Below are 25211 nucleotides of genomic sequence, written 5' to 3' on the forward strand. Positions count from 1 at the left end.
TCTTCCTCCTTTCCATTAAAATCTAATTTGATTTTAATGCTTCTTTTGTTTGCTTTATCATACTAGAAATCGGTCTATTTGATGGACATACATAAGCACATATGCTGCAACCTATACAGCTATCCACGTTAAACAACCTACTTTTATTTAACTGCATTGTTTCAGCAAATAAGCTTAGATGATTAGGGTTAAGTTCCATAGGACACCCTTCTACGCATCTCCCACAGTGAACACAATCTTCATAGTTGTTTAACTTGGTTTTTGACAAATCTGCCAAGTTTAAAATACCGTGAACGTCCCTTGTGATAGGATCTTCTAAGGACACCTCTTGTAACTGCCCATTAGCATCACTAATATAAATACTTGAGGAGTTTCCGTCAATTTGGTTGATATCCACCCCGGCATCTATTAGCAATGATTTTATAGTAACTCCTAGTTTTACCCTATAGTTAGCGGGATGAGCCACATGGACTCCGTCAACTGTAATAACAGTATCTAAAGTAGGAGCACCTACAAAAATACAACGGTAAAGACTTAACACCTTCGAAACATCAGTAATTATACATTCTTGAGAAGATTTGCCTGTGCCGAAGATTCTTTCTACCAGCATATCTTCCTTATTTGTAGGGTATCTGTCAGTTACCGTAACAACATCTATCTGCTCGTCATCTTTAAGTTTTTGTGCTAGCAAGTTAGTAACAGTTGTATCGGCTATATTTAGAGCAATTACGCACTCATTTAAACTACAAACTTTAAGCAAGGTTTTTATACCTTTTAGGAACTCATTCATGTGTTCTAAAATTAACCGATGATCTTTAGTGATAAAGCTATTATTTCCTACTACGTTCACCACAAGTTTATCTTTATGTCTACTGTCCCAATCAATCCCTTTTTCAAATAATGGGATGTTAGACTTTTTATTGCTAATTCCAAAGTCTTTTGCTAATCCCATATCCACCATCTTTTGCTTTATAACAGCGTTAGGAATTTCTTCTAAGTGCTCAGCTCCTTCAGTTGCCGCAGACACTTCTGCTGTTGAGGAATCAAAAGGTTCTTTGGGGGTGATCACTATGTCGGCACCTTCATCGTTTACTTTGCTCACTTTACCCGCTACTCCTGAGTAGATAGGGCGTCCATAAAAGCCATTTGCATCAGCTATTTTTTGTCCCAACATAACCTCATCGCCTGGCTTAACTAAAACTTTTGCTTGCTTACCATCTTCTTGGGTTAGTGGGTAAATTAACACATCGGAAAGTCCCGCTTCTTTAATCTCTTTATGTTTAGTGCTAACTTGTTGGCGCTGAGTGTACTCTGTGTGTAAAAGTTCATGAGATTTATGACCTAAGGGATCTCCTAAAAACTCTTTATACAGTTGCTTTACTGCGGGGTTTTCATGAGACTTCCTAATAGGCAAGTTTTTATCCACTTCATATATAGCATTTATCCTTGCATGACGCTTCTCTTTTGTTGCAGGAAGTGGTTGGCCTCCACCCCCGATGCAACCTCCAGGGCAGGTCATCACTTCAACAAAGTGATAAAAAGCGTCACCGTTTTTAATCATTTCAAATAATTTCCTTGCATTAGTTAAACCATGCACTACAGCCACTTTAACATCTAACTCTCCGACAGGTAAAGTAGCTTCTTTAATGCCGTCATAACCTCTAACCTGCTCAAATTCTAACCTTCCTAGTTCCTCACCGGTGATTACTTCAACTGCTGTACGCAGAGCAGCTTCCATAACACCTCCTGTAGCTCCAAAAATAGCTCCTGCACCTGTGGAAATGCCAAGTGGGTTGTCATGCTCCTGAGGATCTAAGTTTTCAAAATCAATTTTAGCTTTTTTTACCATTCGGGCAAACTCTCTTGTAGTAAGCACAGCGTCAACATCTTGAGTATCCGCTCTTCCCATCTCCGGTCGGTTTGCTTCATACTTTTTAGCGGTGCAAGGCATAACTGAAACGGAAAAAATATTTTTAGGGTCTATGCCCATTTTTTCAGCATAAAAGGTTTTTGCCAACGCCCCAAACATTTGCTGCGGAGACTTACAGGTCGATAGGTGATTTAAATATTTAGGGTAATTATGCTCCACAAACTTTATCCAACCAGGACTACAAGAGGTAAACATCGGTAGATTTTCACCTTTGTTCACTCTATCAATAAATTCATGTCCTTCTTCCATAATTGTTAAGTCCGCTGTAAAGTTTGTATCAAACACTTTATCAAACCCTAGCTCCTTTAAGCTAGCTACCATCTGTCCGGTACTAACCCCGCCGGGAGTAATACCAAATTCTTCGCCTATAGAAACCCTTATAGCTGGTGCTGTCTGAGCAATTACATGCATATTAGGGTCTTGTATGGCCTCTAATACTCTTTCCTCATGACTTTTTTCTGTCAAAGCTCCTACAGGACAAACTGTAATACATTGACCACACTCAACACAAGCAGTGTCTTTAAGCTGCCTATGATATTGAGGTGATACTTCATCGGAAAAAGGCGGAATCACCTGGTCAGGATAACCCTCATACTGATAACTCAGTATATCTGTGCTTTGAGTTTCGCTGCAAACTCTTACACAGCGTCCACATAAAATACACTTTTGAGGATCCCTTTTTATCCCTTCTCCACTAATATCTATGGTATCTTCCTGACGCTTCACGCTGGTAGTATCTAAGTCATTTAACTCAAATTTCTCTGCCAAAGTCATAAGCTCACACTTTTTCTCTCGCAGACAATTATCACAATCAACTAGGTGGTTTTCCAAAATTGACTCTAAGATAACCTTTCTAGCTTGTTTAATCTTTCTACTAGATGAGTTTATCACCATTTTATCGGAAACAGGATGTACACAGCTTGGTACCATTTTATCGTTAGCCACATCTTCTACCATACAAATACGGCAGGCACCATTTTTGTGAACTTCTGGAGGAAAAATGTCTTTATGATGACATAAGGTTGGTATATCTATGCCAGCTTTTTGTGCAGCTTCCAGTATGGTAGTTCCTTTAGGAGTACTAACCTGTTTGCCGTCTATAGTTATAGTTAGCAACTTTATACCCCTCCCTTATCTTTCTTATATTTTGCCTGTAAATTTTTCACCTTGCGGGTGTGGAATGCGTTAAAGGCCAACAAACCTCCTCCTACCGCTAGTAATAATGTCTTAAACGGTATATGTTTCCACACCTTTAGCCCAAATGGAATTTGTGGATCGCGAGGTAGATTATACTTTACAGGGTCGTCTTTTAGCACTGTTAAAACCTTCAAACCATTTAACTCATGTTCACCATAAAGATATGCGTTAGCGTAACCTTGTTCTTTTAATTGGGCAACTCTTTTTTGACCTATTTTTAGCAGTTCACCTCTGTCACCAAACTTAACAGCTCTAGTTGTACAAACATCTGAGCAAAATGGCTCCTTATTTTGTTTTATTCTGCCTGAGCATAATGTGCATTTCTCAATAGTGCCATTTGTTCGATCCGGTTCAACTGCATCGAAGGGACAGTTATTAACGCACCAATTACATGTAATACAAAGGCTTGAGTTAATTATCGTTAAACCGTCTTCATCTTTTTGGCAAGCCCCTGTAGGACAAGCTTTAACACAAGCTGCATCGGTGCAGTGAAAACAAGCCCTCTTGTCAGTTACTTCCGTAACTGCAGGATAAGTCCCTGAAGACACCTTATTAATTTTTGTCCTATGAACACCACTTGGTAACTCATATAACTGTTTGCAAGCAACGGTACAGGCATGACATCCGGCACATACTGATTCATCTACTAACATCGCCTTGTTTCCTTCTATCATGGGTTTTTCCTCCCCCTTTCGCTAATCTTTCCTTGTAATATCATCAAAAAGTTTACTACATAAGTCTCTATGCCTTTCTAACGTTTAAACAAACTTCAGACATGCAGGCACCGGCTCCAGGGTCATTTAGCTTTCTAAACTCTTCTACACTAAAGTCTGGAATTAGGTCGCCGTCATTGGCCCCTTTTCCATGTGCAACTTTTAACCCTTTGGCCCAACGACCAAAACCGTGTTCAATCATTATAGTGTCTGGTCTAATGCCTTCAATCAGTTTTGCCTTTAACTTAATCTCACTGATTTTAGATTCGACAATTACTTCCTCTCCATCTTTTATGCCCATCTTCTGCGCTACCTGAGCGTTCATCACAGCATAATTCTCAGGAGAGATTTCATCAGCAATAGGGTTATTTTGTGTCCTATGCATCTTATGAACATTAGGTCTGTTAATAACTAGATAGAAAGGGTACTTGTCCGATTTTTCCTCAAGTTTCGGCCGCCAAGTAGGAAGTGGGTCAAATCCCTTCTCCTCAAAGAGAGTTGCGTATAACTCAATTTTACCACTAGGGGTGTTAAACGTTTCTCTTGGCTCTAGGGCTTTTTCATCTCCCCAAAGACCGTTAGGGCTTTTTGAAAACTCTTCCCAGCTAGTGCCTAGGGCTTTAAGGCGTTCGTCGTTAAACTTACCACCAGAAACACCTTCAAAATATTTTCCTAGACCCATTTTTTCCGCAATCTCCATAGTTATAGTTCCCCAACCTTTGGTGTTATAGAGTGAATCATGAACTGGAAGTTTTAAGGCAAGCTGTGGATACATGGAGTTATACGCCCTGTCAGCAAAACCAGACCCTTCTAACCAATGGGGTTCCGGAAGAACTATATCTGACAATTGCGCTAGCTCTGAAGGAAGTATTTCTAAGGTTACTAAAAAGTCCATTTCTGCAAAAGCTTTGGTCATTCGCTTAGCATTTGGGAATGTCAATGTATTATAACCTCTTACTAAGGCTGCTTTTACAGGGTAAGGATCTTCGTTTAAGATGCCATCAGCTACTGTAGCCATGTTCCCCCTATAGTAGGTATGCATTAAAGGCTCCTCTTCCCAACCATCTATTCTCTTTGTAACCATATCTGGAAATTCAGGTGGCGGGAATATGGCATCAAAACCAGGCATGCTTGGATTTCTTGGAAGCAAGCTTCCTCCCGGCCGATCTATAGTTCCAACAAGTGCATTTAGTATTACCTGCGTTTGGGCAAGCTTAGTACTATTTACATAGTTCGGCCCTGCAGCGTCACGTTTATGACTTGGTATGTGAGCAGGTGGTGTTTGTGCAAATTCTCTTGCTATCCTTACAATTACATCAGCAGGAACTTCTGTCTTGCCTTCCGCCCACTGTGGCGTGTATTGTTTAGAAAACTCTTTTACTTCTTCAAATCCTTTGGTGTATTTTTCCACAAACTCTTTGTCATACAACTCTTCTTTAATAATCACATGAATCATAGCCAAGGTAAAAGCTAAGTCAGTTCCTGGTTTGATAGGAATCCACTCATGAGCTTTACCCGCTGTTATAGATTTATAAGGATCTAAAACAACTAACTTAGCTCCCTTTCGCATAGCGTCCGTTACATGTTGCATATGCATGTTTTTCGCTTTTCCTAAAAGGTCAGTACCAAAACACAAAATATACTTAGAATTTTTTAGATCATATGTCCAAGGCTTACCACTTCCAGTTACCATAGCGTGCCAAGCAGCCTCCTGGGTGGTAAAGCATGTGCTTTGGTGAGCTATAAAGTTAGGTGTTCCTATAGCTCTACCTAACCTTTGGGAGAAGGGATTACTTCTATGCATAAAGCTAATAGCATGTCCTCCGTATTCCTCTTTAATTTCATTGAATTTGTTGGCGATAGTTTCGATAGCCTCTTCCCAGGATATCTCTACAAATTTTGGGTCGACACCTATCCCTTTTTCTGGGTTAGTTCTTTTTAGAGGTTGTTTTAGCCTATCGGGATCATATAAAGTCTCTATGGAGTTATAAGCTTTGACACATAAACGTCCTTGAGCGGCTAAGTCATCTGGATTTCCTTTTAAATGTACTACCCTTCCATTTTTAACGTAAGCTTTGATAGCGCAGTTTCCACTACAAACACCACAAAAACTCGGCACAACCTTGGCCTCTTCTTCATTTAATGGCAGCCTGTCTTGTTCTTTTGCCTTTACAAATTTAGGCACACTTAAGCCAACTCCAGCTGCTAACCCTGCCCCTATTGATGTCTTTAAAAAATCCCTTCGATTTATCTTAAATTTTTCACGGTCGCTCACTTCTAATTCACTCCTTCCTTAATATTCAAGTTACATTCTTGAAGCTTAAACTTTCTTCGCTCAACCTCAAGAAAGGCTACAGCATAGTCAATTAGTTTTGTGTAAAAACAGGAGGTAGTTTTGTCTTTAGCGTCCACTAGTAACTGTGGGACCCACTGATTGATATGGTCGCGATAAAACTCACACTGCAAATCATGCTCTTTTTGTTCTATCAAATGCGACATAAAAATTAACTCTGCAGAAACATGGTCCTCTAATAAACGACTACTTGGATCAAGTTTAAACCCACAATCTAAATAAAACTTTTTTACTTTAAGCCAAGGCTCCTGCTTTAACTGAAACTTCTCTCCCCTATAAACAGATTCGTATGGCCTTACCCCAGTGGGCAACAAAAATGTACTGGTAAATTCTGCTTGCAACTGAGAAATTTGTTGACCTTTTAATGCAGTTTCCATAGCATTTAATAGTTCATCTGTCACTTTAGTCTCCATATCAAAATATGACGAGGAAGCTTCAGTTATTTCTATTGCAGTTTGCAAAGTTTCTAGTTCAATTTGTTTGTAAAGCAGACTAGATAGCATTGTATAATTTAATCCCCTTAGATTGTCCTCGGCCGTCATCAAAGATAGCACCTCCTTTAAGTTTGTGATAAATCCACTAGCAACCTAAATATATAGCAAAAACCTTGCCAACTCCTCTTAAACTGAAAGAGGCAGGTGTAAGCAAGGTTTTTAATATAACTTCTTCTTTATAAGTGTAGATTTTCGTCTACAAACTTTTTCATTTTAATATATATTCAGTCATATCCCTTCTACAACAACGAATGTCAGTTGTGTATACATTCTTCTACAACTGTAGCGCTTTGTCTACAGCAATTTATGTTTTCTCAACTTCTTGTATAAACTAGTTCTGTGTATCCCAAGAAGTTCGGCAGCTTTTGTACGGTTGTTATTAGTTTTTTCTAAAACAAGTTCTAAAGTTTCTTTTTCCACCGAGTCCATAATATCGTCTAAACCTCTCTTAGAAGTTACATGGTGTTCCACGATATTATTCTTTACTAGATAGTCAGGGAGGTGGTGGAGATAAACTATTCTATCTTCGACCAAGTTAAGCAACCTTTCAATCATGTTTTCCATCTCCCTTATATTGCCAGGCCAATCGTAGTTATAAAAAGCTTCTAAAACTTTAGGATGAAATTGCTTTTTAGGAAGATTTTTTTCAACACATAATTTCTTTTTTAGTTCTTCCACTAACACTACTGTATCATCTTTTCGCTCTCTTAAAGGGGGCAAAGTTATATTAAGTACATTTAAACGATAAAATAAATCCTCGCGAAACTTCCCTTTTTTGATTTGGTTGCTCAAATTTTTATTTGTTGCTGCTATAACTCTTACATCAACGTCAACAGGGCTAGCCCCACCTAGACGTTGGATAGTTTTATCTTGTAGCGCACTCAATAAATTTGACTGCATTTCAAGTGGCATATCTCCTATTTCATCTAAAAAGATAGTACCACCGTGGGCCTGTTCAAATTTGCCTGTTTTTCCACCCTTTAAAGCACCTGTAAAAGCCCCTTCCTCATAACCAAACAGTTCTGATTCTAGTAATGTTGGGGCAATAGAGCTACAATCTACTTTAACAAAAGGTTTATCACAACGCTTGCTACTTTCGTGAATTATTTGGGCATACAAACCTTTACCCGTACCACTTTCTCCTAAAAGAAGTACCGTTGAATCGCTTTGGCTAGCTTTATAGACAAAGGATTTTGTATTTTCGACCTTTTGCGAAACTCCTACTATTTCTTTTAATTTTTCATGAGCGTTATTGTATCCCGACTCTAATTTATGCTTTTTTATATCGCTGCTTACTTTATTTTGCATATAAGGCCAACACATCTCAGCTTCAGAAATTCCACTGTATGCTGCAGCTGCTTTTTGCTTACAGGTATCATATCCGCAAACTCCACAGTTTAACTCATCTTCATCGCTAAATTTATCAGTACGCTTTAAAATTTCTCTTAACTCTTCTTCAGTAGGTTGTAAGTTATCCTGACTATATTTTCCCATAAAGCAGCGGTTTAGATTAATTTTTTGAGCCTTGAAGTCCGATGTACTTTTTTCGGATTCACTATCGGAAGAACTGTAGTAACTTCTATCATTATGAGATTGTATGACCCGCCTTTTTCTTTCATAATAGCTTATATCTCTATCTAACCCCGGCCCACTTATACATCCTTTACAAAACAAAATATCGATTAAGGCGGGTTTTTGAATTTCTTGATTTCGTATAGCTTCTAAAACCTCTAATACATCATCTTTTCCCTCTACTGTCATTATTCTGTTATCCAAAGCATCACTATCTTGCATTTTTGCTAGCTTGCTTAGCTCTCCCGCAAATGGCAACACCGGACCATTCTCTGGATATGGAGGATCTAAAGGTAAAGAAACCTCGTTTTTTAGATCAATGCTTTTATTAGCAAATATTTTTTTCAATTCCGTAAAAGTTATAGCGACGTCAACGCTATTTTTTAAACACTCATGTTCGATTTCATCTTTTTTGCCGATACATGCCCCAATAAAGACCACATTTAATTCTTCATCTTTATAATAATTTCTAACCAGCCTTGCCATGGCAATCATAGGGGAAACGAACCTTGTGATATTGCATAACAAATCGTTATAATGATGTTCAATTAAATTACATATTACAGGACAGACAGAGCTTAAAAGTATCTCATCAGACTTTAGTATATCTTTGTTGTTTTTATTAAATTCACTTATGATTAGTTCAGCACCAGCAGATATATCACAAACTTCATCAAAGCCAACTTTTTTAAGTGCGCCTATCACTTTATCTGCTCCACTATCAAACGCTGCTGGAAAAGATGGATCCAACAGCGCCACTGTTTTTTTCTTGCTATCTAAAAGTCTTTCCACTTCGTTTATATCTTCTTTTAGCTGTTTAGCTTCTTGCGAGCAAACCTTATAACACAGACCGCATTTAACGCAATCTTCTTTTATTATTTCAGCCCCACCATCTATAACCTTTATTGCATTAACAGGGCAAGCCCGGAGACAGTTGAAACATTTTTTACAAAGCTCTTCTTTGGACTTTACAACAGAAAGCATAAACATTACCTCCCCAACTATACGGCCGTAAGCTTTTCTGCCTTTTCTTTAATATAATACTTATAGTGGTAAATTTCAATATTAATTTTCATCGCATAAGGTGCTACCCTCTAATTTTTAAGGTTGTAATGATTTTTTAACTACTGACTTAAGTTATACCTTCAACAACAAACATATTATAAACACATTTTTTTAGAGGTTTATATGTGTAAGATTTTGTGATAGAATAAATTTAATAAGCTTGAAATAATTTTTAATAAACTCTAAGATATTTACTTCTTACTTAACAGCATATTAAACAGTATATCATAAAAGAATCATAGCAAGTATAATAAAAAAGGAGTGTTTTAAATGTTTGGTAGATTCGGTATGCAAGAGTTGATTATTATCTTAGCAGTAGCGCTTTTAGTTTTTGGCCCAACTAAGCTGCCTGAAATTGGCAAGTCCATAGGTAAAGCTATTGGTGAGTTTAAAGGACATGCAAAAAGTATATCAGACGATATTACGGATGATGATTCCAAAAAATAGCCTGCGATCTAGAAGACACTACTTAAAGGTAGTGTCTTCTAAACTGCAAGCTAAGAGGAGGTGCCTTTGTTTGTGACTACTAAACTAACATTGATCGATCACTTTGCAGAGTTACGCAAAAGGTTAATCATTATATTCATATCTACTATTGGAGCTGCCGCTTTAACTTATATGCACATTGACCCAATTATAGGGATTCTTTTAAAACCAGCGGATAACATAGAATTTATTTACGTTAGCCCGCCAGAACTTCTATTAACCTACATAAGGGTATCCATTATATTAGGTGTTTTCTTTGCATCCCCCATTATCCTTTTCCAGCTTTGGTTGTTTTTAAGTCCTGCATTGAAAAAGAAAGAACAAAGATACTTGTTGTTGGCACTATTTGTAGGTATTTTGCTCTTTATTGTGGGAGCAGTTTTTGCTTATTTTATAATTATTCCGTTAACCTTAGACTTTTTTGTTAGGTTATCTGCAGGGCAAATTGATGCAATGTTTTCAATTGCTAATTATATCTCTTTTATCAAATCTCTAATATTGGCTTTTGCGCTAGTTTTTCAACTACCGTTAATAATTGTTTTGCTAAGTCAGCTAGGTCTAGTCACTGCAAAATCATTAAGGAAATTTAGAAGGTATTTCCTTCTTATAATCATCATTGTAGCTGCGCTCATTACACCACCTGACATAATTTCTCAATTTTTGATGGCCGGCCCGATGATTGTATTGTATGAGATAAGTATTCTAATATCTGCTCTTATTGACAGAAGAAGAAAGAAAAAGCGAAAGAAGAAGTAAAATACGACGATTCATTAAATTAATTTCTACCATTATACTAGCCCTTATATTAAGTGGAGCAGTTTCATATCTACTTAATATAAGGGCTAGTCTTTACATTTTTAAAATATTTCTAAAACAGAATGCTAAGCCCTGATCAAAAAAATCCCAGCCCCGCGTTTAAAAATAAAACGTGGGACTGGGATTTAATATTTACTTTTCTACTTTACCATAAAGAAAAACACTAATAAAAATGTCAAGATTATAGAATATATAATTACATCACTATTTATAAAGGAGATTTCGCATTTATTAACTTCTTTATCGACACATTTAACAAACTTTTCTATCAAACTTGCTTCCTCTATATCCCCATTTATTGTTCCTTTACTATAAGCATTAAGGTGTTGTAGCCTTTCTCTTTTATCTTCAACTACCACAGAATTCGCAGAATAAAATGTGTCGGCATGCTTCGAAGTGCTAACCTTATGAGATAATAAGACTACAAATTCTTTTAACTTAACAAACGGTAAAATTAAAACCCCTTCAATACTGAACCATTTAGGGAAATGTAGGTGAAACAATTGATATTTTATTCCTAGATAAAAGATAATACCACCCATAACATATACTGGAATCATTCCTAGTAAATCAGATGTTGCAAATATGTTCATATCAACTATATAGTTGTTTATAAATTCCGGGTCATAGGTTACAGCACTAGCGGCAGGTACAATAAATATATCTAATAAAAAGTTAGGAAAAATTCCAATTAGAACTATCACTAGCGCCAGACCAGCCATAGCTATATTCATCATGGGAAATTCCCCCTTAACGTTTTCGAGTTCTTTTGGGGATTTACCCAAAAATATGAATGAAGTCCATTTAATAAATGAACAAGCGGTTCCGGCACTTATAATTATAAAAAGAACTTCTGCAATTTTAAAAGAAGGGTGTCCATATATAAAAGCTTCTTCTATAGCATGATGTAACAGTGTTTTACTTGCAAAACCGTTAAACAAAGGCATACCAGTTATTCCTAAAGCAGCAACGGTACTAACTGCGAAAGTAAATGGCATTTTTCTCCAAAGGCCACCCATTTTATACATATCTAAAGTACCAACCTTTAAATAAACAGCTCCTGTAACCATAAAGAGTAAGCTTTTAAAAAGCGCATGATTTATAATATGATACATAGCACCTGAATATCCCATAGCACCTTTGTATCCTAAATATACCGCGACTCCGATACCCATAATAATATAACCCATTTGACTTACGCTATGAAAGGCTAGCATCTTTTTTATGTTTCCTTGTTGAAGAGCCATAAAAACACCTAACCCCATAGTCGCTATGCCAAGCCAGATAATTATGGCACCTAATGTTTGAGCAGAAATCCAAATACTATCTGAAAACCCTTCAGTGACTTGGTGCATTTCCGGAAAGAAAAAACTGGTCGTAGTTCTAATAATCCCGTAGGCACCTATTTTAACCATTATCCCTGAAAGCAATGCACTTGCAGGTGTCGGAGCTATTGGATGTGCTTTGGGGAGCCAAATATGAAGTGGTGCAAGCCCTGCTTTAACACCAAAACCAATAATAAAAAGTCCCATAATAAAATATTCTAAACCACCTAAGTTTTGCATTTCAATGGCTAGGTTAGCGTATTCTAAAGTTCCGACATTTATAAATAACAATATCATTGCTAATAATATACATAGCCCGCCCATTATTCCCATATAAATATAGCTATTACCTGCCTCGATGCACTCTTTTGTTTCACAGTGCACTACCAACATATAAGAACTAAAGGTCATCGCTTCAAAAAACAAGAAGGTTGTAAAAACACAGCCAGACATTACCGTCCCTAAAATAAAACCAAAAGTTAGCATCAAAAAAAGATAAAATCTATTTCTGTGAGCCTCTTTGTTCATATAATCCGGTGCATAAATAGTAACCATTAACCAAATAAACGAGGATAACAACGCTATTACTAGGGAGGTCATATCAATCCTAATGTTAATTCCATAACCTAAAAGCTCTGAAATACGCAAAAATATAGCTTCTTCTCTTACAACAGGATAAAGAAGCAATATCATTATAAAGGTTAAAAAAGTAATATCTACAACTAGTATATCCCTTAACTGCTCATGGTTCGAAAACATGCCGACAGCCAATACTCCAAAAATTATTGGAAACAATATTATCAACAACGGATAAAATCTAAAATTAAATATAGTATCTATTAGCACTTCCTTAAATCCGCTGAAATAGCCAAATTCCATACTCAAGATAACTACCAGAGCTAAGGCTGATAATGCTATCACCGACACATTGTTTATTACTGTCAATGCTTCATTTTTAGCGTCAGCAGACTCTGCTTTTTCCCCCTTGTGTAATATCCTTTCCATTATAATCTCCTCCAGTTTCCCCTTACTATTCTAATATTAAAAAGGCTTTATTATCGACAGATTATTATAGTACTAGTACCTGCCTATGCCGAGGCGCCATCCACTACTACACTTTGGATGGCGCCTTTTCTGATTAGCTTTGCATTCTTGCTGTAACTGGTTGAATCTGTCAATAGCGTGCACGCTGGGTCATAAAGTCAATAACCAACTGACTGGCTCCAGTCAGTTGATTAAGCTACTTTATTTTAGGTATTAAATTAAATTAAAATCAACCATTTATTTGTGAAAATCTATTTTAAATTAAAATTAAAGTTTACATAATATATCTTATATCATAACACTAAAAACACACTTCGTTAAACATACAAGGCTTTTACCCATTAAACTAGGCGACATTTAAGCCGCCTAGTTTAATGTTATTTTACTACAAAGAAAAACACTAAAATAAAAGTTAAAATCATTGAGTATAACAAGACATCTGATTTGATAAAGGGTGTCTCACATTTACAGCAAATTTGTTTATCAACAAAACCTGCAAATTTTCTTACCATGCTATCTTCTTCTATTTCTTCCTTTGGTATCTCAACATTTGCTTCACAAGATGAGGTGGTATATATTACCATATCATCTCTCCTTGTTAAATTTAATTTTTTCATTATCTTAAAAGCTATTTCAATAAGTTTTCTTACTGGTAGGGTAATTAAGCACTCAAAGCATAACCATTGAGGAAATCTAACTTTGAATAAAGAACCTTTGATCCCCCAGTAAAACAAACCTGCTCCCATTAAATATACCCATACCATTCCAACTAGGTCATCTCTGGCGAAAATATTTATCCCAACAATATAACTATCGATGAACTCTGGGTCATATGTTAAACCCTGAGCAGCAGGGATAATAAAATTATCCAATAAAAAGTTAGGAAAAACTCCTATTAACACAATCGCTGCTGCAACCCCACCCATAGCAATATTCATTATGGGAAATCCTTCTTTTATATGCTCATGTTCGTTTGGACATTCGCCAAAAAAGATTCCATATGTCCACTTAAATAAAACACATGCTGTTCCTGCACTTATAATAACAAATAAATAGTCCGCCACTAAAAACATGGAATGCCCATACATATGCGCTTCTTCGATACCATGGTGCAGAACTGTTTTACTAGCAAAACCATTAAAAAGGGGCATTCCTGTGATGCCAAGGGCAGCAATTGTACTAACTACAAAAGTAAAGGGCATTTTTTTCCAAAGCCCGCCCATTTTATTTATATCTAAAGTGTGTACTTTTAAATAAACTGCTCCAGCTACCATAAACAGAAGGCTTTTATATAAGGCATGGTTAATAATATGGTAAAGTACTCCAGAGTAACCCATTGCACCTTTATAACCAAGGTAAACCGCTACTCCAATTCCTAATATAATATAACCCATTTGGCTTACAGTACTAAATGCCAACATTTTCTTTATATTTGTCTGTTGCATAGCCATAAAAATTCCTATACCCATAGTAGCAATTCCAAGCCAAATTACTATAGCTCCTAGGGTTTGGGCGGAAATCCAAATGCTATCTTCAAAGCCCTGTGTCACCTGAGAAAATTCCGGAAAGAAAAAGCTTGTAGTGGTACGAAGCATCCCATAAGCTCCCACTTTAACCATTATCCCGGAAAGCAATGCGCTGGCAGGAGTTGGAGCTACAGGGTGAGCTTTAGGAAGCCAAATATGCAGAGGAACTAAACCTGCTTTTACCCCAAAACCTATTATAAATAGTGCTAAAATAAAATACTCCAAACCTCCTAAGGTTTGCATCTCGTACGCTAAGTTCTCATACTGCAAAGTCCCCGTGTTAATAAACAATAGAATCATTGCCAATAATATACATAGGCCACCCATTATACCCATATATATATAGCTGTCTCCAGCATCAAGTGCTTCCTTAGATTCGGAGTGCACAACCAACATATAAGAACTAAATGTCATCGCTTCGAAAAATAAAAATGTTGTAAACACTCCACCAGCTAGTACAGTACCTAATATTCCACAATAGGTTATTGATAAAAACAAATAAAACCTACATCGATGGTCTTCTTTATTCATATAGTCTGGTGCATAAATCATTACCATAAGCCAAATAAAGGCTATTAATGTCGCTAAGGTTAACGAAGTCATATCTGCTGTGAAGTTTAATCCGTATCCCAACACTTTATCAATTGCTAAAGTGAGGTTTCCATTTATAACCGAAGGGTAAAGGGATAGCAACATAGCAAAAGTAGCAAAGGTTATATTTACTAATAAAATATCTCTAAGATTTTCCCATTTTCCACCAAGTGGTGCTGTAAAGACTCCCAACAACGGTAAAAGAACGATTACTAAAAGATAAGCAGGGTATTTTTCTACAAAACTTTCCAACCATTGACTTAACTCAATAAAGTTACCCGCCGCCATTGAAAACGTAACTATTAGAGCACCTATAGCTAGAAGGAATATAAAAATGCTATTTCCCTTTTGTATTAATGAGCCAAAATTATTCTGTGGCGGATCAACATTTATATTTACTTTTGCGTTATTCATTTCATCCCCTCCTTTATTAAAATTTGCTTTGGCAATTGTAAAACTTTACAATACCTGATATAAAACGCTTCAAAAAGCCTCGCCAAATCACGCAAGTGTTATTTTGAGACTAAGGTTTAAACTCTGATCATTTTGCAATACCCATAAATCTATTTAATCCATTTCAAAAATTTACAGCGTCTTAATTCATTTCATAATTTGATCTTAAAAGAAATTTACAGCTTGATCAAAGATATTCATCAAAATCTGTGGAAAGACCCCTAATATTATACACCCAGTTCCTAAAATAATCAATGGTACGGTCATGGTATTGGGAAGTCTGTCCCATTCCATATCCTCGTGCTCATCTTCATCATTTTTTCTTTTAAGATATGCAGAAATTATAATCGGCAAATAATACATAGCATTTAAAAATGAACTCAGCAGTATAACAAATACAAATACAGATCTACCAGCCTCTATAGCTGCTATACTTAAATACCACTTGCTCATAAACCCATTGACACCAGGAATCCCTATCATAGATAAGGCACCTATGGTAAAAACCCCCATAGTTATGGGCATTTTGTATCCAATACCTTTAAATCCTTCAATATCTCTCCTGCCCGTTTGGTACATAACTGCACCGGCACTTAAAAATAGTGCAGCTTTCATCAATAAATGAGTGGAGATATGAAACATTGAAGCTTTGACGCCCAATGAAGTAGCCAATCCTAGACCCAGAACCATATATCCTACCTGAGCCACTGTTGAATAAGCCAACATTCTTTTAATATCAGTTTGCCGTAAAGCAAACAGCGACCCTCCTATCATCCCTACTGCAGCAATAAGTGGCAAATAATCAGAAACTTTAAGAACGTTAATTAAATCTAATCCCAAACCTATATACAAAAACTTAATCAACGAAAATATATAAACTTTTATAACCATCCCAGACAGCACAGCGCTAGCTGGAGAAGGAGCTGAAGAATGTGCATCAGGCAACCAAAAATGCAACGGAAATACCGCGGCTTTGATAGCAAAACCAAGTAACATAAATACCAAGGCTAAAAACAGTACATTACCTGCACCACTAGATGACATATCTATAGCTGTACTAAGTTCATGTAAGTTAAATGTCCCGGTATATACGTACAACACACAGATAGCCAGCAACATTGACAATCCTCCGATAACGCCCATGTAAATATATCTATTTCCAGCTTTTATTGCAGTTTTGGAGCTATTATGGGCCACTAAAAAATAGCAGCTTATATACATAATTTCAAAAAATAAAAACATAGTTATTAAGCTATCAGCCATTATGGCACCCATAACCCCTCCATAGGTTATCATAAACCACAAATAGAACCTACTGCGATGTTGCTCTTTTTTTATAAGGTAAGAATGAGAAAATACTGTTACTAAAAGCCATAACAAACTTGCTGCCATGAGCATATAAAATGTAAGCATCTCAACCCTAAAGGCTAGTCCAAATCCCAAAATGTTGGAAAGCTCTAAATACAACCCTTCAGAACTAGCCAAGGGGTACATTAGAGATACTAGTATTACCACAGCAAAGTTTGTATACAATAATATTATATCACGACTTTGCTCTTGTTTTAGTGTAAAAAATGTGGAAGAAGGCCCTAAAACAAAAATTAAAAACAAAATAACTAGAGGTATATTATTGCTGCTGATGATAGCGTTTAGTATCCTTTGCCCCCCTTCTGTTACCAAAAAAAACATCAACATAAGTGAACAAAAAAACACCAATAATGTTTTACAGCTCTTTGCAAACTTGTCACTGCCATTTACTTCAATGTTTCTTTGCATTTCTATGCCCCCTAAAATATCTTTTACCCTTTTGCATTTTTACCTCTGCGACTTATAGTAAACACCATCAACCCTATAAAAGTTAATATACCGCCGACTACGATAATGTTAACTAAACCCTTAGAGGTTGAAGTTAGCTCTGACAGTTTAACCACCGCTACAATATGCCAATCCCAAGGCTCAAACTGTTTAAAACGAGCATATTTTTCTTCACCTTGGTACCTAAATTCTAAAGAGCCATTTGCTTTTTCAATTATCTCATCAGTAGCAGCATGTTCAGCTATTTGATGCTTTTTTTCGGTAGGAGAAAATACTAGCTCTTTTTCTGAATCCATTATATAAAGATATCCGGTCTTGCCTATCTTTACATCCGACAAAATTTCTTTAAGATTGTCATCTATTTCCTCCAACCCAGAGTAGATCATCCCAATCACTTCACCACTTTTATCTTCAAGGGGATAATAATTGGTTATATTCCATGAATTAGCCACCCAATCCCTAGAGTAATAGCTCTCCCCTTGTGATACAGTATTGTATATGTCTGTGCCATCCTCTATATAGGTTCCTGTAATTCTTTCTCCGTCATCATCTAATACAGTGGTACTAACTCTAATAAATTTATCTTCTTCTTTTACAAATACCGTAAAGTCTCCTCCTACTAGCTCAGATAACTCATCTACAAAGTCATTATCCCCGGTTAAATTAACACTTCCAGCCTTTAAATTAGGAGCTTCAACACCGTTTAAGTCTGCAACTTCACTATAATCAACTTCTAAAACTCCATAATTATTTAACTTATCCATAGCAACATCTATTTTGTTGCTAATAGTTTTTTTGACCAACTTTTCTCTATATTCAATTAAGGTATAGACAGAGTTTAGCGCAAAATCCACTTTTTCCTTTTCATCTTCTATTTTTTCAGCTTGGTTTTGCTGAAAACTAAAATAGGATAGAGTGCCTACAACTAGTAGTATTGTTAATAAATAAACTACCAAAAGTCCAATTTTGTTTTTCATTTATATCCCCCCTAAGGTTAGTTTAATATTGGCGATTGTAATGCTCTACTATGCCTTATATAGCAACGTTTTTTAAGATAATATCATCTAGCTATTAGTTAAGGCTTAAAAATAGAGTTACACTTCAATTACTAAAAAGCCTCAAACAGTTAATTTAAAAATGTGGGTACAACGTTTTCAATAGTATCCATTAACAAATTAGGGAAAAAGCCAAATAATACACAACTGAAACCTAATAAAACCAAAGGAATTAGCATAGTTACTGGGATTTTATCTAGTATCAATGTTTTAATTCTAGATTTATCCTCTTTAATAAATGCAGAAATGATTATCGGCAGATAATAAATGGCATTTAGAAAGGAACTTAAAAGAATCACTATGATAAAACCTGATTGTCCAGCTTCTAAAACTGCAACACCTAAATAAAACTTGCTCATAAACCCTATTATACCAGGTATTCCTACCATTCCTAAAGCAGCAATTGTAAATACCGTCATAGTCACTGGCATCTCATATCCTATTCCATCCAGCTTAGTAATGTTTCTCTGATTTTTTTTGTATATTATAGTCCCTGCACTTAAAAATAGTGCTGCTTTCATCATTGCATGGGAAAAAATGTGGAAAAAACCAGCCGCTAAGCCAAATTCAGTTGCAAGCCCTATACCTAAAAACATATATCCAATCTGAGCAACAGAGGAATATGCTAGCATTCTCTTTATATCTTTTTGACCTATAGCAAAAATAGACCCCATTATCATACTTAATGCCGCAAAGTACGTTAAAAAAGTTGTTATATCCAATGCTTGGGAAATCTCAACACCGATAACATTAAAGATAATCTTTGCCATTGTAAAAACATAAACCTTTACTACTAACCCTGATAGCAAAGCGCTAGAGGGAGTCGGCGCACTGGAGTGGGCGTCAGGAAGCCATACATGAAGCGGAAACATAGCCGCTTTTATCCCCAAACCCGTAAACATAAAACCAACAGCCAATAAAATATTAGTTGGATAATATTGCCAAACATCTGCTATAACATTATTAACTTCTACTATATTCAAATGTCCCGTCACCATATAAAGCAAAGCAATTCCAAACATAAACGATATTGACCCTAAAGTATTTAGAATTAAATATCTAAATGAAGCCAAAAAATTGACTTTTTTATGTTTAATAGAAATAATTCCACAAGAGGTTAAAGATAAAATCTCCATAAAAACATATATATTAAATAAATCATTACTAAAAGTAATTCCTACCATTGCAAATATCAAAGTAAATACAATAGTATAGTAGCTCAAAGTCTTCGAGGAATCTACTTCATGCTCAATATCCTCTAAAGAAAACAACACAACTATTGCCGACACTGACACAATCAACAAAGTAAGAAGAGCAGAAAATCCATCTATGGCAAACTCAATCCCTAACTGCCTACTCCAGTTACCAAAGTTATAAGTAAAGGGGCCTTCAGCCTGGACATATAAAAAAGTAAGAGCGGATAAAATAATTGCCACGCCAAAAGTACCCATCAACATAAACTTTACAACATTGTCAAACCGCTTTTTTATTACAGGAGTGGATACACCCACTATTAAAAACAAGGACATAATTATTATTGGAAAATGAGTACTATTCATTGGGTAAATCACTCCTTATTTCCATGATTTCATCCATATCTAATGTGCCATACTCGTCATAAATTCTAATAATTAAACTTAAAGCATAAGCAGTCAAGCTTATGGCAACTACTATACCGGTTAAAATAATAATAGAGGGAAGGGGGTTTACATAAATAGCATCGCTATTTTCTCCAATTATAGGCGCTTCTCCCCCTGCTACATAACCTATAGAAACAAAAAATAAAAACACCGATGTCTCCATGATGTTAATGCCTATTACTTTTTTTAACAAGTTGGAATGGGTAAGAACTGTATATAATCCTATTACAAACAACACAGCCGCTCCTACATAATTTATATGATCTAGAAGCTCATTAATTAGCTCCATAGCTAGTCCTCCTCAATAATGGTGTGAAATAACGTTATTAAAGTACTTGCCACCTTCATACCTATAGCCATAGTTGCAATAGGTATAAAACCAGCACTTAAAATTCTGCCAGTTTGACCTAAATCAAAACCAGCATCAGCATTGGTTAAAAAATTATTTCCTGTTACAATGCCAACCATCCCCAAGGCTAAAAGCAGTAAAATTGCGCTGGATTCTATGACCTTGGACACATGGTGAGGCATTTTTTTTGATGCACCTTCTAGCCCAAAGGCCAAAGTCAAAAGTATAATACTAGCACCTAAAATAGCACCTCCGGCAAAACCGCCTCCCGGCGAAAGATGCCCGTGCATTATTATAAAAATCCCGTATAGCTGAATAAAAGGAATCGTTAATCTACTTATTACTTTTACTATTAAATCATTCATTTAGTTTTCCCCCTCATTTCCATGCTGAGGTGCATTTCCTCTCTTTAGAACCGATACAACTACAGTAATTCCTGTAAAAAGCACCACTGTTTCACCTAGAGTGTCAAAAAACCTGTAGTCTGTTAGTAACGCTGAAATTACATTAGGTGAATTGGTATCTTCTATTGAGTTTTCTAAATAGTATTCAGTAACTTCTTCAGTGTAGGCAGGGTTGTCGACACTGCCAAGGGCAGGCATTTCCAATATCCCTGATATTAACACTATCAACAATCCAAACAACAATATCGCCAGTATTCCTTTTTTCACTTTTCAGTCCTCCTTGTCCTACTAATGACAGCTACGAAAAGCATGGTGGTTACCCCTGCACCCATGGCAGCTTCAGTTAAGGCGATATCGGGAGCTTTTAAAAGCAACCATAGCACCGCCATTGTAACACTATATGCACCAAAAATTACTACAGCACTTAACAAGTCCTTTGTACGCTCTACTGCTAAAGCACAACATATTAAAAATAAAATTAAAACTACATTTAACACTAACATTTTTCCACCTCCACCATTACTTTTTTTGGTTATAGTCTGCCTTTGCTATTATATGTGCTGCAGTGGGATTGGTAAGCCAAATAAAAACAATAACCAAAAATAGTTTTATGGCGACATCTAATTCTCCATGAGAATACACCATAAGACCTAAAAGTATTAGCCCCGCACCCAAAGTATCGCATTTAGTAGTTGCATGCATCTTAGAATAAACATCGGGCATTCTCAAAAGACCTATTGTGCCTACCAAAAAGAAAAAAGCACCCGCTAGCAATAAAGTTCCTGATAAAATATTCACTATCAACTCCATATGATCACTCCTTAATCCAATCGGCCTTTTTCTAGGTATTTGGAAACTGACACTGTAGCGACAAAGCCCATCATAGCATATACAAGGGCCACATCTACAAAAGCTCCTTGTCCATTAACTATGGCTAACAATGCTATAATAATGGCAACTTTAGTAAAAATAACGTTAATTGCTATTACTCTATGAGCAGCCTTTGGCCCTTTATATGCTACATACAGTCCAACAAAAGCCAGTAAAGCTAAAAAAACTAGTATCCCTTGCATTATTAAAGCTATCATATCTTATTCCTCCATTTTTTTTGCGTATTGTTCCATAGGAGAATCTTCTAATCCTTCTGCTACGCCATCAGTCAAAGCATGAATAATAAACTCGTTTTCTTTAATATCTACAGTCAAGGTCCCTGGCGTTAAAGTTATAGAATTACCATATAACACTTTGATAAAATCATTTTTAAAGCTAAGCTTCTTTTTTACAAAGTGAGGTTTTACAGGTAATGAAGGACTAAGAACTATTTTCGCTACATAAATTCCTGACTTAAATATTTCAATAATCAAAACAGGAATGTAGGTGAAAAAAATCACTAGTTTTTTCATAGAATATAACGGCATTTCTTCTTTTCTTAACAATATATCTCTTGAGTAAATAAGAATTGTCCAACAAACCACAAACCCTATGGCTATAGACTCCATTGTTACTTTTGGAGATAACACCAACCAAAAACCAAGCAATGGAAAAAACATTACAATCATTTCTAAAAGACCAGCTTTTTTTTGCATATACTCACCCCTTTATTAAATCAAGTGAAGTTCCTCAATTAAAATATTACATCTTAAAATGAATAATGGCAATAGCTAAAAAAGGATAAGTTCCAATATTGATATCATTTGACAACAAATAAAAAAACCAACATTAAAGTAAGTACCACAGAATATATGATTATATCGCAGTTTATAATAGAGTACTCTACCTTATTAGCTCCTTTGTATACAAGGCTTACAAATTTGTTTATAACTCCTTCTCCGCTTTTGTTATTTTCACTATTTAAAGTAACCTTTTTATTTATATTACTATTCTTATCTGATCGCTGTTTTTTCCTATTTATTTTTTTATCAAAAAACTCAACCGCTTTTAGCACTACAGTCAAAGGTAACGCACAAATATAACCTACACTCAACCACCTAGGAAAGTTTAAGTGAAACAAATGAAACTTGGTTCCTAAACAAAATATAGTTAACCCCATCAAATAAACTGGTATCATCCCTAACAAATCTGATCGAGCAAAAATATTAATATCAACAATATAGTTGTCTATAAATTCAGGGTCATATGTTACACTTTCAGCTGAGGGTATTATAATTGTATCTAGCAAAAAATTGGGGAATATCCCTATAAAGATAATCATAATAGCTATTCCTGACATCGCTAAATTCATCATGGGGTATTCACCCTTGACATTCTTAAGATTCTCGGGACACTTGCCTAAAAAGATATAGTAAGTCCATTTAATAAAAGAACAGGCTGTACCTGCACTTATTAGCACAAATAAAAGTTCTGCTAATTTAAAAGAGGAATGACCATACATAAAAGATTCTTCTATAGCGTGATGTAGTAAAGTTTTACTGGCAAATCCATTAAATAACGGCATTCCAGTAATTCCTAAAGCTGCAATAGTGCTAACTGCAAATGTAAAAGGAAGTTTTCTCCACAATCCACCCATTTTATACATATCTAAAGTGCCTATTTTAAGGTAAACTACTCCAGCGACCATAAACAATAAGCTCTTAAATAAAGCGTGGTTTATAATATGGTACACCGCTCCAGAATACCCCATAGCCCCTTTATATCCAAGATACACCGCCACACCAATTCCCATAATAATATAACCCATTTGGCTTACACTATGGTAAGCTAACATTCTTTTCATATTACCTTGCTGGAGAGCCATAAATACCCCAATTCCCATAGTAAGAATACCCATCCAGATTAGCACAAACCCTATATTTTGAGATGTCATCCAAACACTATCTGTAAATCCTTCCAATACTTGATAAGGTTCAGGAAAAGAGAAGGTAGTGAGTATCCTAATCATCCCATATGCGCCTATTTTAACCATTATGCCCGACAGTAATGCACTAGCAGGTGTAGGTGCTATAGGATGAGCTTTTGGCAACCAAATATGCAACGGCACTAACCCTGCCTTTACGCCAAATCCGACTATAAACAAAGCTAAAATAACATACTCTATACCGCCTAAGTTTTGCAACTCTACAGCTAAGTTTGAGTATTCTAAGGTGCCGACATTTACAAATAAAAGAACCATTGCTAACAGTATACATAAGCCTCCCATGATTCCCATATAAATATAGCTATCCCCGGCTTCGATACATTTTTTTGTTTCACAATGAACAACTAGCATATAAGAACTAAAAGTCATTCCTTCAAAGAATAAAAAGGTAGTAAAAAGACAACCAGACAATATTGTTCCCAGTATAAAGCCAAATGTTAGCATCAGGAACAGATAAAATCTGTTCCTGTGCTCTTCCATATTCATGTAATCTGGAGCGTATATAGTAACCATTAGCCATATAATGGTGGTGAGTAGGCCTAAAACCAGCGCTAACATATCAAGAGTAAAATTTAAACCTAATCCCAAAACTTCTGAAACCTGTAGTGTTATAACACCTTCAGATACAGCGGGGATTGTAATTACCATCAATATGAAGGTAATAAAGGTTACATTAACTACTAAAATATCTCTTAAAACTTCGTGATTTGAAAACATTAACACAGCTAAGGTTCCAAATATCAAAGGTATAAATATTATTAACAACACGTAACCATTAAAACCATATACAAAGCTAATTAGTTCTGTTCTAAAGTTGCTAAAATAGCCTAACTCCATGCTAAAGATAACAGCCAAAGCTGCTATTGTTAGCAAAAATATTATCCCATTATTAATCGCTGTTAGGGAGTTTAACGACCTTTTAGATTCTCTTGGTGAGCATATATTTTTTTGCTTTTGAAGTTCCATACTTAATCCCCCACAGTAATTATTAAGCGAGAAATTTTTACCTTTCCTACTTAATTATATTTCTTTTTATAGCTGGCCAAATAGTTATAGCTAATATTCCACCTAAGGTCGCTGTAAACAACTGAGGCAGTTGTAACATAGCGGCGGGCTCTGGCGGTATGTCCACAATTAAACGAACCACAAAAGTTAAAATAAGGAACTTACCAAAAGAACTACAAGCAACAGCTATAAACTTATTCCTTTTATAAAAGATCATAAAAATAATTATCAAAGCCCAGTTGCTTATTATTATAAACGGAATTACCGGGCCTAAAATTGGTGGCAATATCCCTCTAATAAAGGCTATCAAAGGCGTTAGCCCTCCAACTATTATAGAACCATATATCCCAACAGAAAGAGCAGCTAACACTAACATTGCATTTACTACAATTCCCGTCACCATTTGCGGAAGACCTAGCATTTGAAATGTCAAAGTAATAGCTAACAAAATACCAGTTTGAGTTATAAATCTTACATGTTTATGTCTCCCCATAATTTTTTTC

General features: G+C 35.8%; 21 protein-coding genes. 2 read left to right on the top strand and 19 right to left on the bottom strand.

All coding sequences use genetic code 11. The annotated features are described in order from the left end of the window. Positions 1 to 22: 22 nt before the first annotated feature. The 5 genes from PRVXH_RS11790 to PRVXH_RS11810 all read right to left on the bottom strand — a co-directional run bounded on the left by PRVXH_RS11790 (position 23) and on the right by PRVXH_RS11810 (position 9243). Positions 23 to 3046, bottom strand: coding sequence for an NADH-dependent [FeFe] hydrogenase, group A6 (locus PRVXH_RS11790; RefSeq protein WP_353892961.1), 3024 nt, complete (start codon positions 3044 to 3046; stop codon positions 23 to 25). A gap of 2 nt (positions 3047 to 3048) precedes the next feature. Beyond that, the gene (locus PRVXH_RS11795; RefSeq protein ID WP_353892962.1) at positions 3049 to 3801 is read right to left on the bottom strand and encodes a 4Fe-4S dicluster domain-containing protein; all 753 of its coding nucleotides are present in this window, start codon (positions 3799 to 3801) and stop codon (positions 3049 to 3051) included. Positions 3802 to 3868: 67 nt separating this feature from the next. Further along, entirely contained in the window at positions 3869 to 6115 is a 2247-nt protein-coding gene (locus tag PRVXH_RS11800) for a molybdopterin-dependent oxidoreductase (protein WP_353892963.1), read from the bottom strand. A gap of 2 nt (positions 6116 to 6117) precedes the next feature. Beyond that, on the bottom strand, positions 6118 to 6735 hold the full coding sequence (locus PRVXH_RS11805; protein ID WP_353894590.1) for a molecular chaperone TorD family protein: 618 nt from the start codon (positions 6733 to 6735) through the stop codon (positions 6118 to 6120). Positions 6736 to 6981: 246 nt separating this feature from the next. Then, entirely contained in the window at positions 6982 to 9243 is a 2262-nt protein-coding gene (locus PRVXH_RS11810) for a sigma 54-interacting transcriptional regulator (protein ID WP_353892964.1), read from the bottom strand. Between the two features lie 351 nt (positions 9244 to 9594). Between PRVXH_RS11810 and tatA the strand changes: the two genes are divergently transcribed. Next, on the top strand, positions 9595 to 9771 hold the full coding sequence (gene tatA / locus PRVXH_RS11815) for a twin-arginine translocase TatA/TatE family subunit (RefSeq protein ID WP_353892965.1): 177 nt from the start codon (positions 9595 to 9597) through the stop codon (positions 9769 to 9771). A 72-nt stretch (positions 9772 to 9843) separates the two neighbouring features. Beyond that, on the top strand, positions 9844 to 10566 hold the full coding sequence (tatC, locus tag PRVXH_RS11820) for a twin-arginine translocase subunit TatC (protein ID WP_353892966.1): 723 nt from the start codon (positions 9844 to 9846) through the stop codon (positions 10564 to 10566). Positions 10567 to 10766: 200 nt separating this feature from the next. Here tatC and PRVXH_RS11825 read toward each other — a convergent pair whose 3' ends face one another. From PRVXH_RS11825 to PRVXH_RS11890, 14 genes are all read right to left on the bottom strand, one after another. Continuing rightward, positions 10767 to 12956 (bottom strand): proton-conducting transporter membrane subunit, encoded by a 2190-nt coding sequence (locus tag PRVXH_RS11825; RefSeq protein WP_353892967.1) that lies wholly within the window; start codon positions 12954 to 12956, stop codon positions 10767 to 10769. A gap of 416 nt (positions 12957 to 13372) precedes the next feature. After that, complete coding sequence (locus PRVXH_RS11830) at positions 13373 to 15526, bottom strand: proton-conducting transporter membrane subunit (RefSeq protein WP_353892968.1); 2154 nt, start codon at positions 15524 to 15526, stop codon at positions 13373 to 13375. Positions 15527 to 15730: 204 nt separating this feature from the next. Then, positions 15731 to 17341: a proton-conducting transporter membrane subunit gene (locus PRVXH_RS11835; RefSeq protein ID WP_353892969.1), complete on the bottom strand. Its 1611-nt coding sequence runs from the start codon at positions 17339 to 17341 to the stop codon at positions 15731 to 15733. Between the two features lie 23 nt (positions 17342 to 17364). Continuing rightward, a complete protein-coding gene (locus tag PRVXH_RS11840) occupies positions 17365 to 18357 on the bottom strand; it encodes a Cache 3/Cache 2 fusion domain-containing protein (protein WP_353892970.1) in 993 nt (330 codons plus the stop codon). 149 nt (positions 18358 to 18506) lie between these two features. Further along, entirely contained in the window at positions 18507 to 19994 is a 1488-nt protein-coding gene (locus PRVXH_RS11845) for a monovalent cation/H+ antiporter subunit D family protein (RefSeq protein ID WP_350343297.1), read from the bottom strand. Further along, positions 19987 to 20364, bottom strand: coding sequence for a cation:proton antiporter subunit C (locus tag PRVXH_RS11850; protein ID WP_350343298.1), 378 nt, complete (start codon positions 20362 to 20364; stop codon positions 19987 to 19989). The genes PRVXH_RS11845 and PRVXH_RS11850 overlap by 8 nt, the downstream gene beginning before the upstream one ends. Positions 20365 to 20366: 2 nt before the next feature. Continuing rightward, the gene (locus PRVXH_RS11855) at positions 20367 to 20789 is read right to left on the bottom strand and encodes an MnhB domain-containing protein (protein ID WP_350343299.1); all 423 of its coding nucleotides are present in this window, start codon (positions 20787 to 20789) and stop codon (positions 20367 to 20369) included. After that, positions 20790 to 21095, bottom strand: a complete 306-nt coding sequence (gene mbhE, locus PRVXH_RS11860; RefSeq protein WP_350343300.1) for a hydrogen gas-evolving membrane-bound hydrogenase subunit E — start codon at positions 21093 to 21095, stop codon at positions 20790 to 20792. Beyond that, positions 21092 to 21331: a hydrogenase subunit MbhD domain-containing protein gene (locus tag PRVXH_RS11865; protein ID WP_350343301.1), complete on the bottom strand. Its 240-nt coding sequence runs from the start codon at positions 21329 to 21331 to the stop codon at positions 21092 to 21094. Before PRVXH_RS11865 ends, mbhE begins: the two co-directional genes overlap by 4 nt. A 16-nt stretch (positions 21332 to 21347) precedes the next feature. Next, positions 21348 to 21638 (bottom strand): monovalent cation/H(+) antiporter subunit G, encoded by a 291-nt coding sequence (gene mnhG, locus PRVXH_RS11870; RefSeq protein WP_350343302.1) that lies wholly within the window; start codon positions 21636 to 21638, stop codon positions 21348 to 21350. A gap of 11 nt (positions 21639 to 21649) precedes the next feature. Further along, complete coding sequence (locus tag PRVXH_RS11875) at positions 21650 to 21916, bottom strand: monovalent cation/H+ antiporter complex subunit F (protein ID WP_350343303.1); 267 nt, start codon at positions 21914 to 21916, stop codon at positions 21650 to 21652. A gap of 3 nt (positions 21917 to 21919) precedes the next feature. Continuing rightward, positions 21920 to 22414, bottom strand: coding sequence for a Na+/H+ antiporter subunit E (locus tag PRVXH_RS11880; protein WP_350343304.1), 495 nt, complete (start codon positions 22412 to 22414; stop codon positions 21920 to 21922). Between the two features lie 104 nt (positions 22415 to 22518). Then, positions 22519 to 24669 (bottom strand): proton-conducting transporter membrane subunit, encoded by a 2151-nt coding sequence (locus PRVXH_RS11885; RefSeq protein ID WP_353892971.1) that lies wholly within the window; start codon positions 24667 to 24669, stop codon positions 22519 to 22521. A 46-nt stretch (positions 24670 to 24715) separates the two neighbouring features. After that, positions 24716 to 25201 (bottom strand): hypothetical protein, encoded by a 486-nt coding sequence (locus PRVXH_RS11890; protein ID WP_350343306.1) that lies wholly within the window; start codon positions 25199 to 25201, stop codon positions 24716 to 24718. Positions 25202 to 25211 lie beyond the last annotated feature (10 nt).

The sequence above is a fragment of the Proteinivorax hydrogeniformans genome, from assembly GCF_040515995.1.
In the GTDB taxonomy this organism is placed as follows: Bacteria; Bacillota; Proteinivoracia; order Proteinivoracales; family Proteinivoracaceae; genus Proteinivorax; species Proteinivorax hydrogeniformans.

Bases quoted from the DNA above. Each gene is read 5' to 3' on its own strand.
- PRVXH_RS11795 (WP_353892962.1), bottom strand. From the start codon at position 3,801: ATGATAGAAGGAAACAAGGCGATGTTAGTAGATGAATCAGTATGTGCC.
- PRVXH_RS11805 (WP_353894590.1), bottom strand. From the start codon at position 6,735: ATGACGGCCGAGGACAATCTAAGGGGATTAAATTATACAATGCTATCT.
- PRVXH_RS11810 (WP_353892964.1), bottom strand. From the start codon at position 9,243: ATGCTTTCTGTTGTAAAGTCCAAAGAAGAGCTTTGTAAAAAATGTTTC.
- tatA (WP_353892965.1), top strand. From the start codon at position 9,595: ATGTTTGGTAGATTCGGTATGCAAGAGTTGATTATTATCTTAGCAGTA.
- PRVXH_RS11825 (WP_353892967.1), bottom strand. From the start codon at position 12,956: ATGGAAAGGATATTACACAAGGGGGAAAAAGCAGAGTCTGCTGACGCT.
- PRVXH_RS11830 (WP_353892968.1), bottom strand. From the start codon at position 15,526: ATGAATAACGCAAAAGTAAATATAAATGTTGATCCGCCACAGAATAAT.
- PRVXH_RS11835 (WP_353892969.1), bottom strand. From the start codon at position 17,341: ATGCAAAGAAACATTGAAGTAAATGGCAGTGACAAGTTTGCAAAGAGC.
- PRVXH_RS11840 (WP_353892970.1), bottom strand. From the start codon at position 18,357: ATGAAAAACAAAATTGGACTTTTGGTAGTTTATTTATTAACAATACTA.
- PRVXH_RS11845 (WP_350343297.1), bottom strand. From the start codon at position 19,994: ATGAATAGTACTCATTTTCCAATAATAATTATGTCCTTGTTTTTAATA.
- PRVXH_RS11850 (WP_350343298.1), bottom strand. From the start codon at position 20,364: ATGGAGCTAATTAATGAGCTTCTAGATCATATAAATTATGTAGGAGCG.
- PRVXH_RS11855 (WP_350343299.1), bottom strand. From the start codon at position 20,789: ATGAATGATTTAATAGTAAAAGTAATAAGTAGATTAACGATTCCTTTT.
- PRVXH_RS11865 (WP_350343301.1), bottom strand. From the start codon at position 21,331: ATGTTAGTGTTAAATGTAGTTTTAATTTTATTTTTAATATGTTGTGCT.
- mnhG (WP_350343302.1), bottom strand. From the start codon at position 21,638: ATGGAGTTGATAGTGAATATTTTATCAGGAACTTTATTGCTAGCGGGT.
- PRVXH_RS11875 (WP_350343303.1), bottom strand. From the start codon at position 21,916: ATGATAGCTTTAATAATGCAAGGGATACTAGTTTTTTTAGCTTTACTG.
- PRVXH_RS11880 (WP_350343304.1), bottom strand. From the start codon at position 22,414: ATGCAAAAAAAAGCTGGTCTTTTAGAAATGATTGTAATGTTTTTTCCA.
- PRVXH_RS11885 (WP_353892971.1), bottom strand. From the start codon at position 24,669: ATGGAACTTCAAAAGCAAAAAAATATATGCTCACCAAGAGAATCTAAA.
- PRVXH_RS11890 (WP_350343306.1), bottom strand. From the start codon at position 25,201: ATGGGGAGACATAAACATGTAAGATTTATAACTCAAACTGGTATTTTG.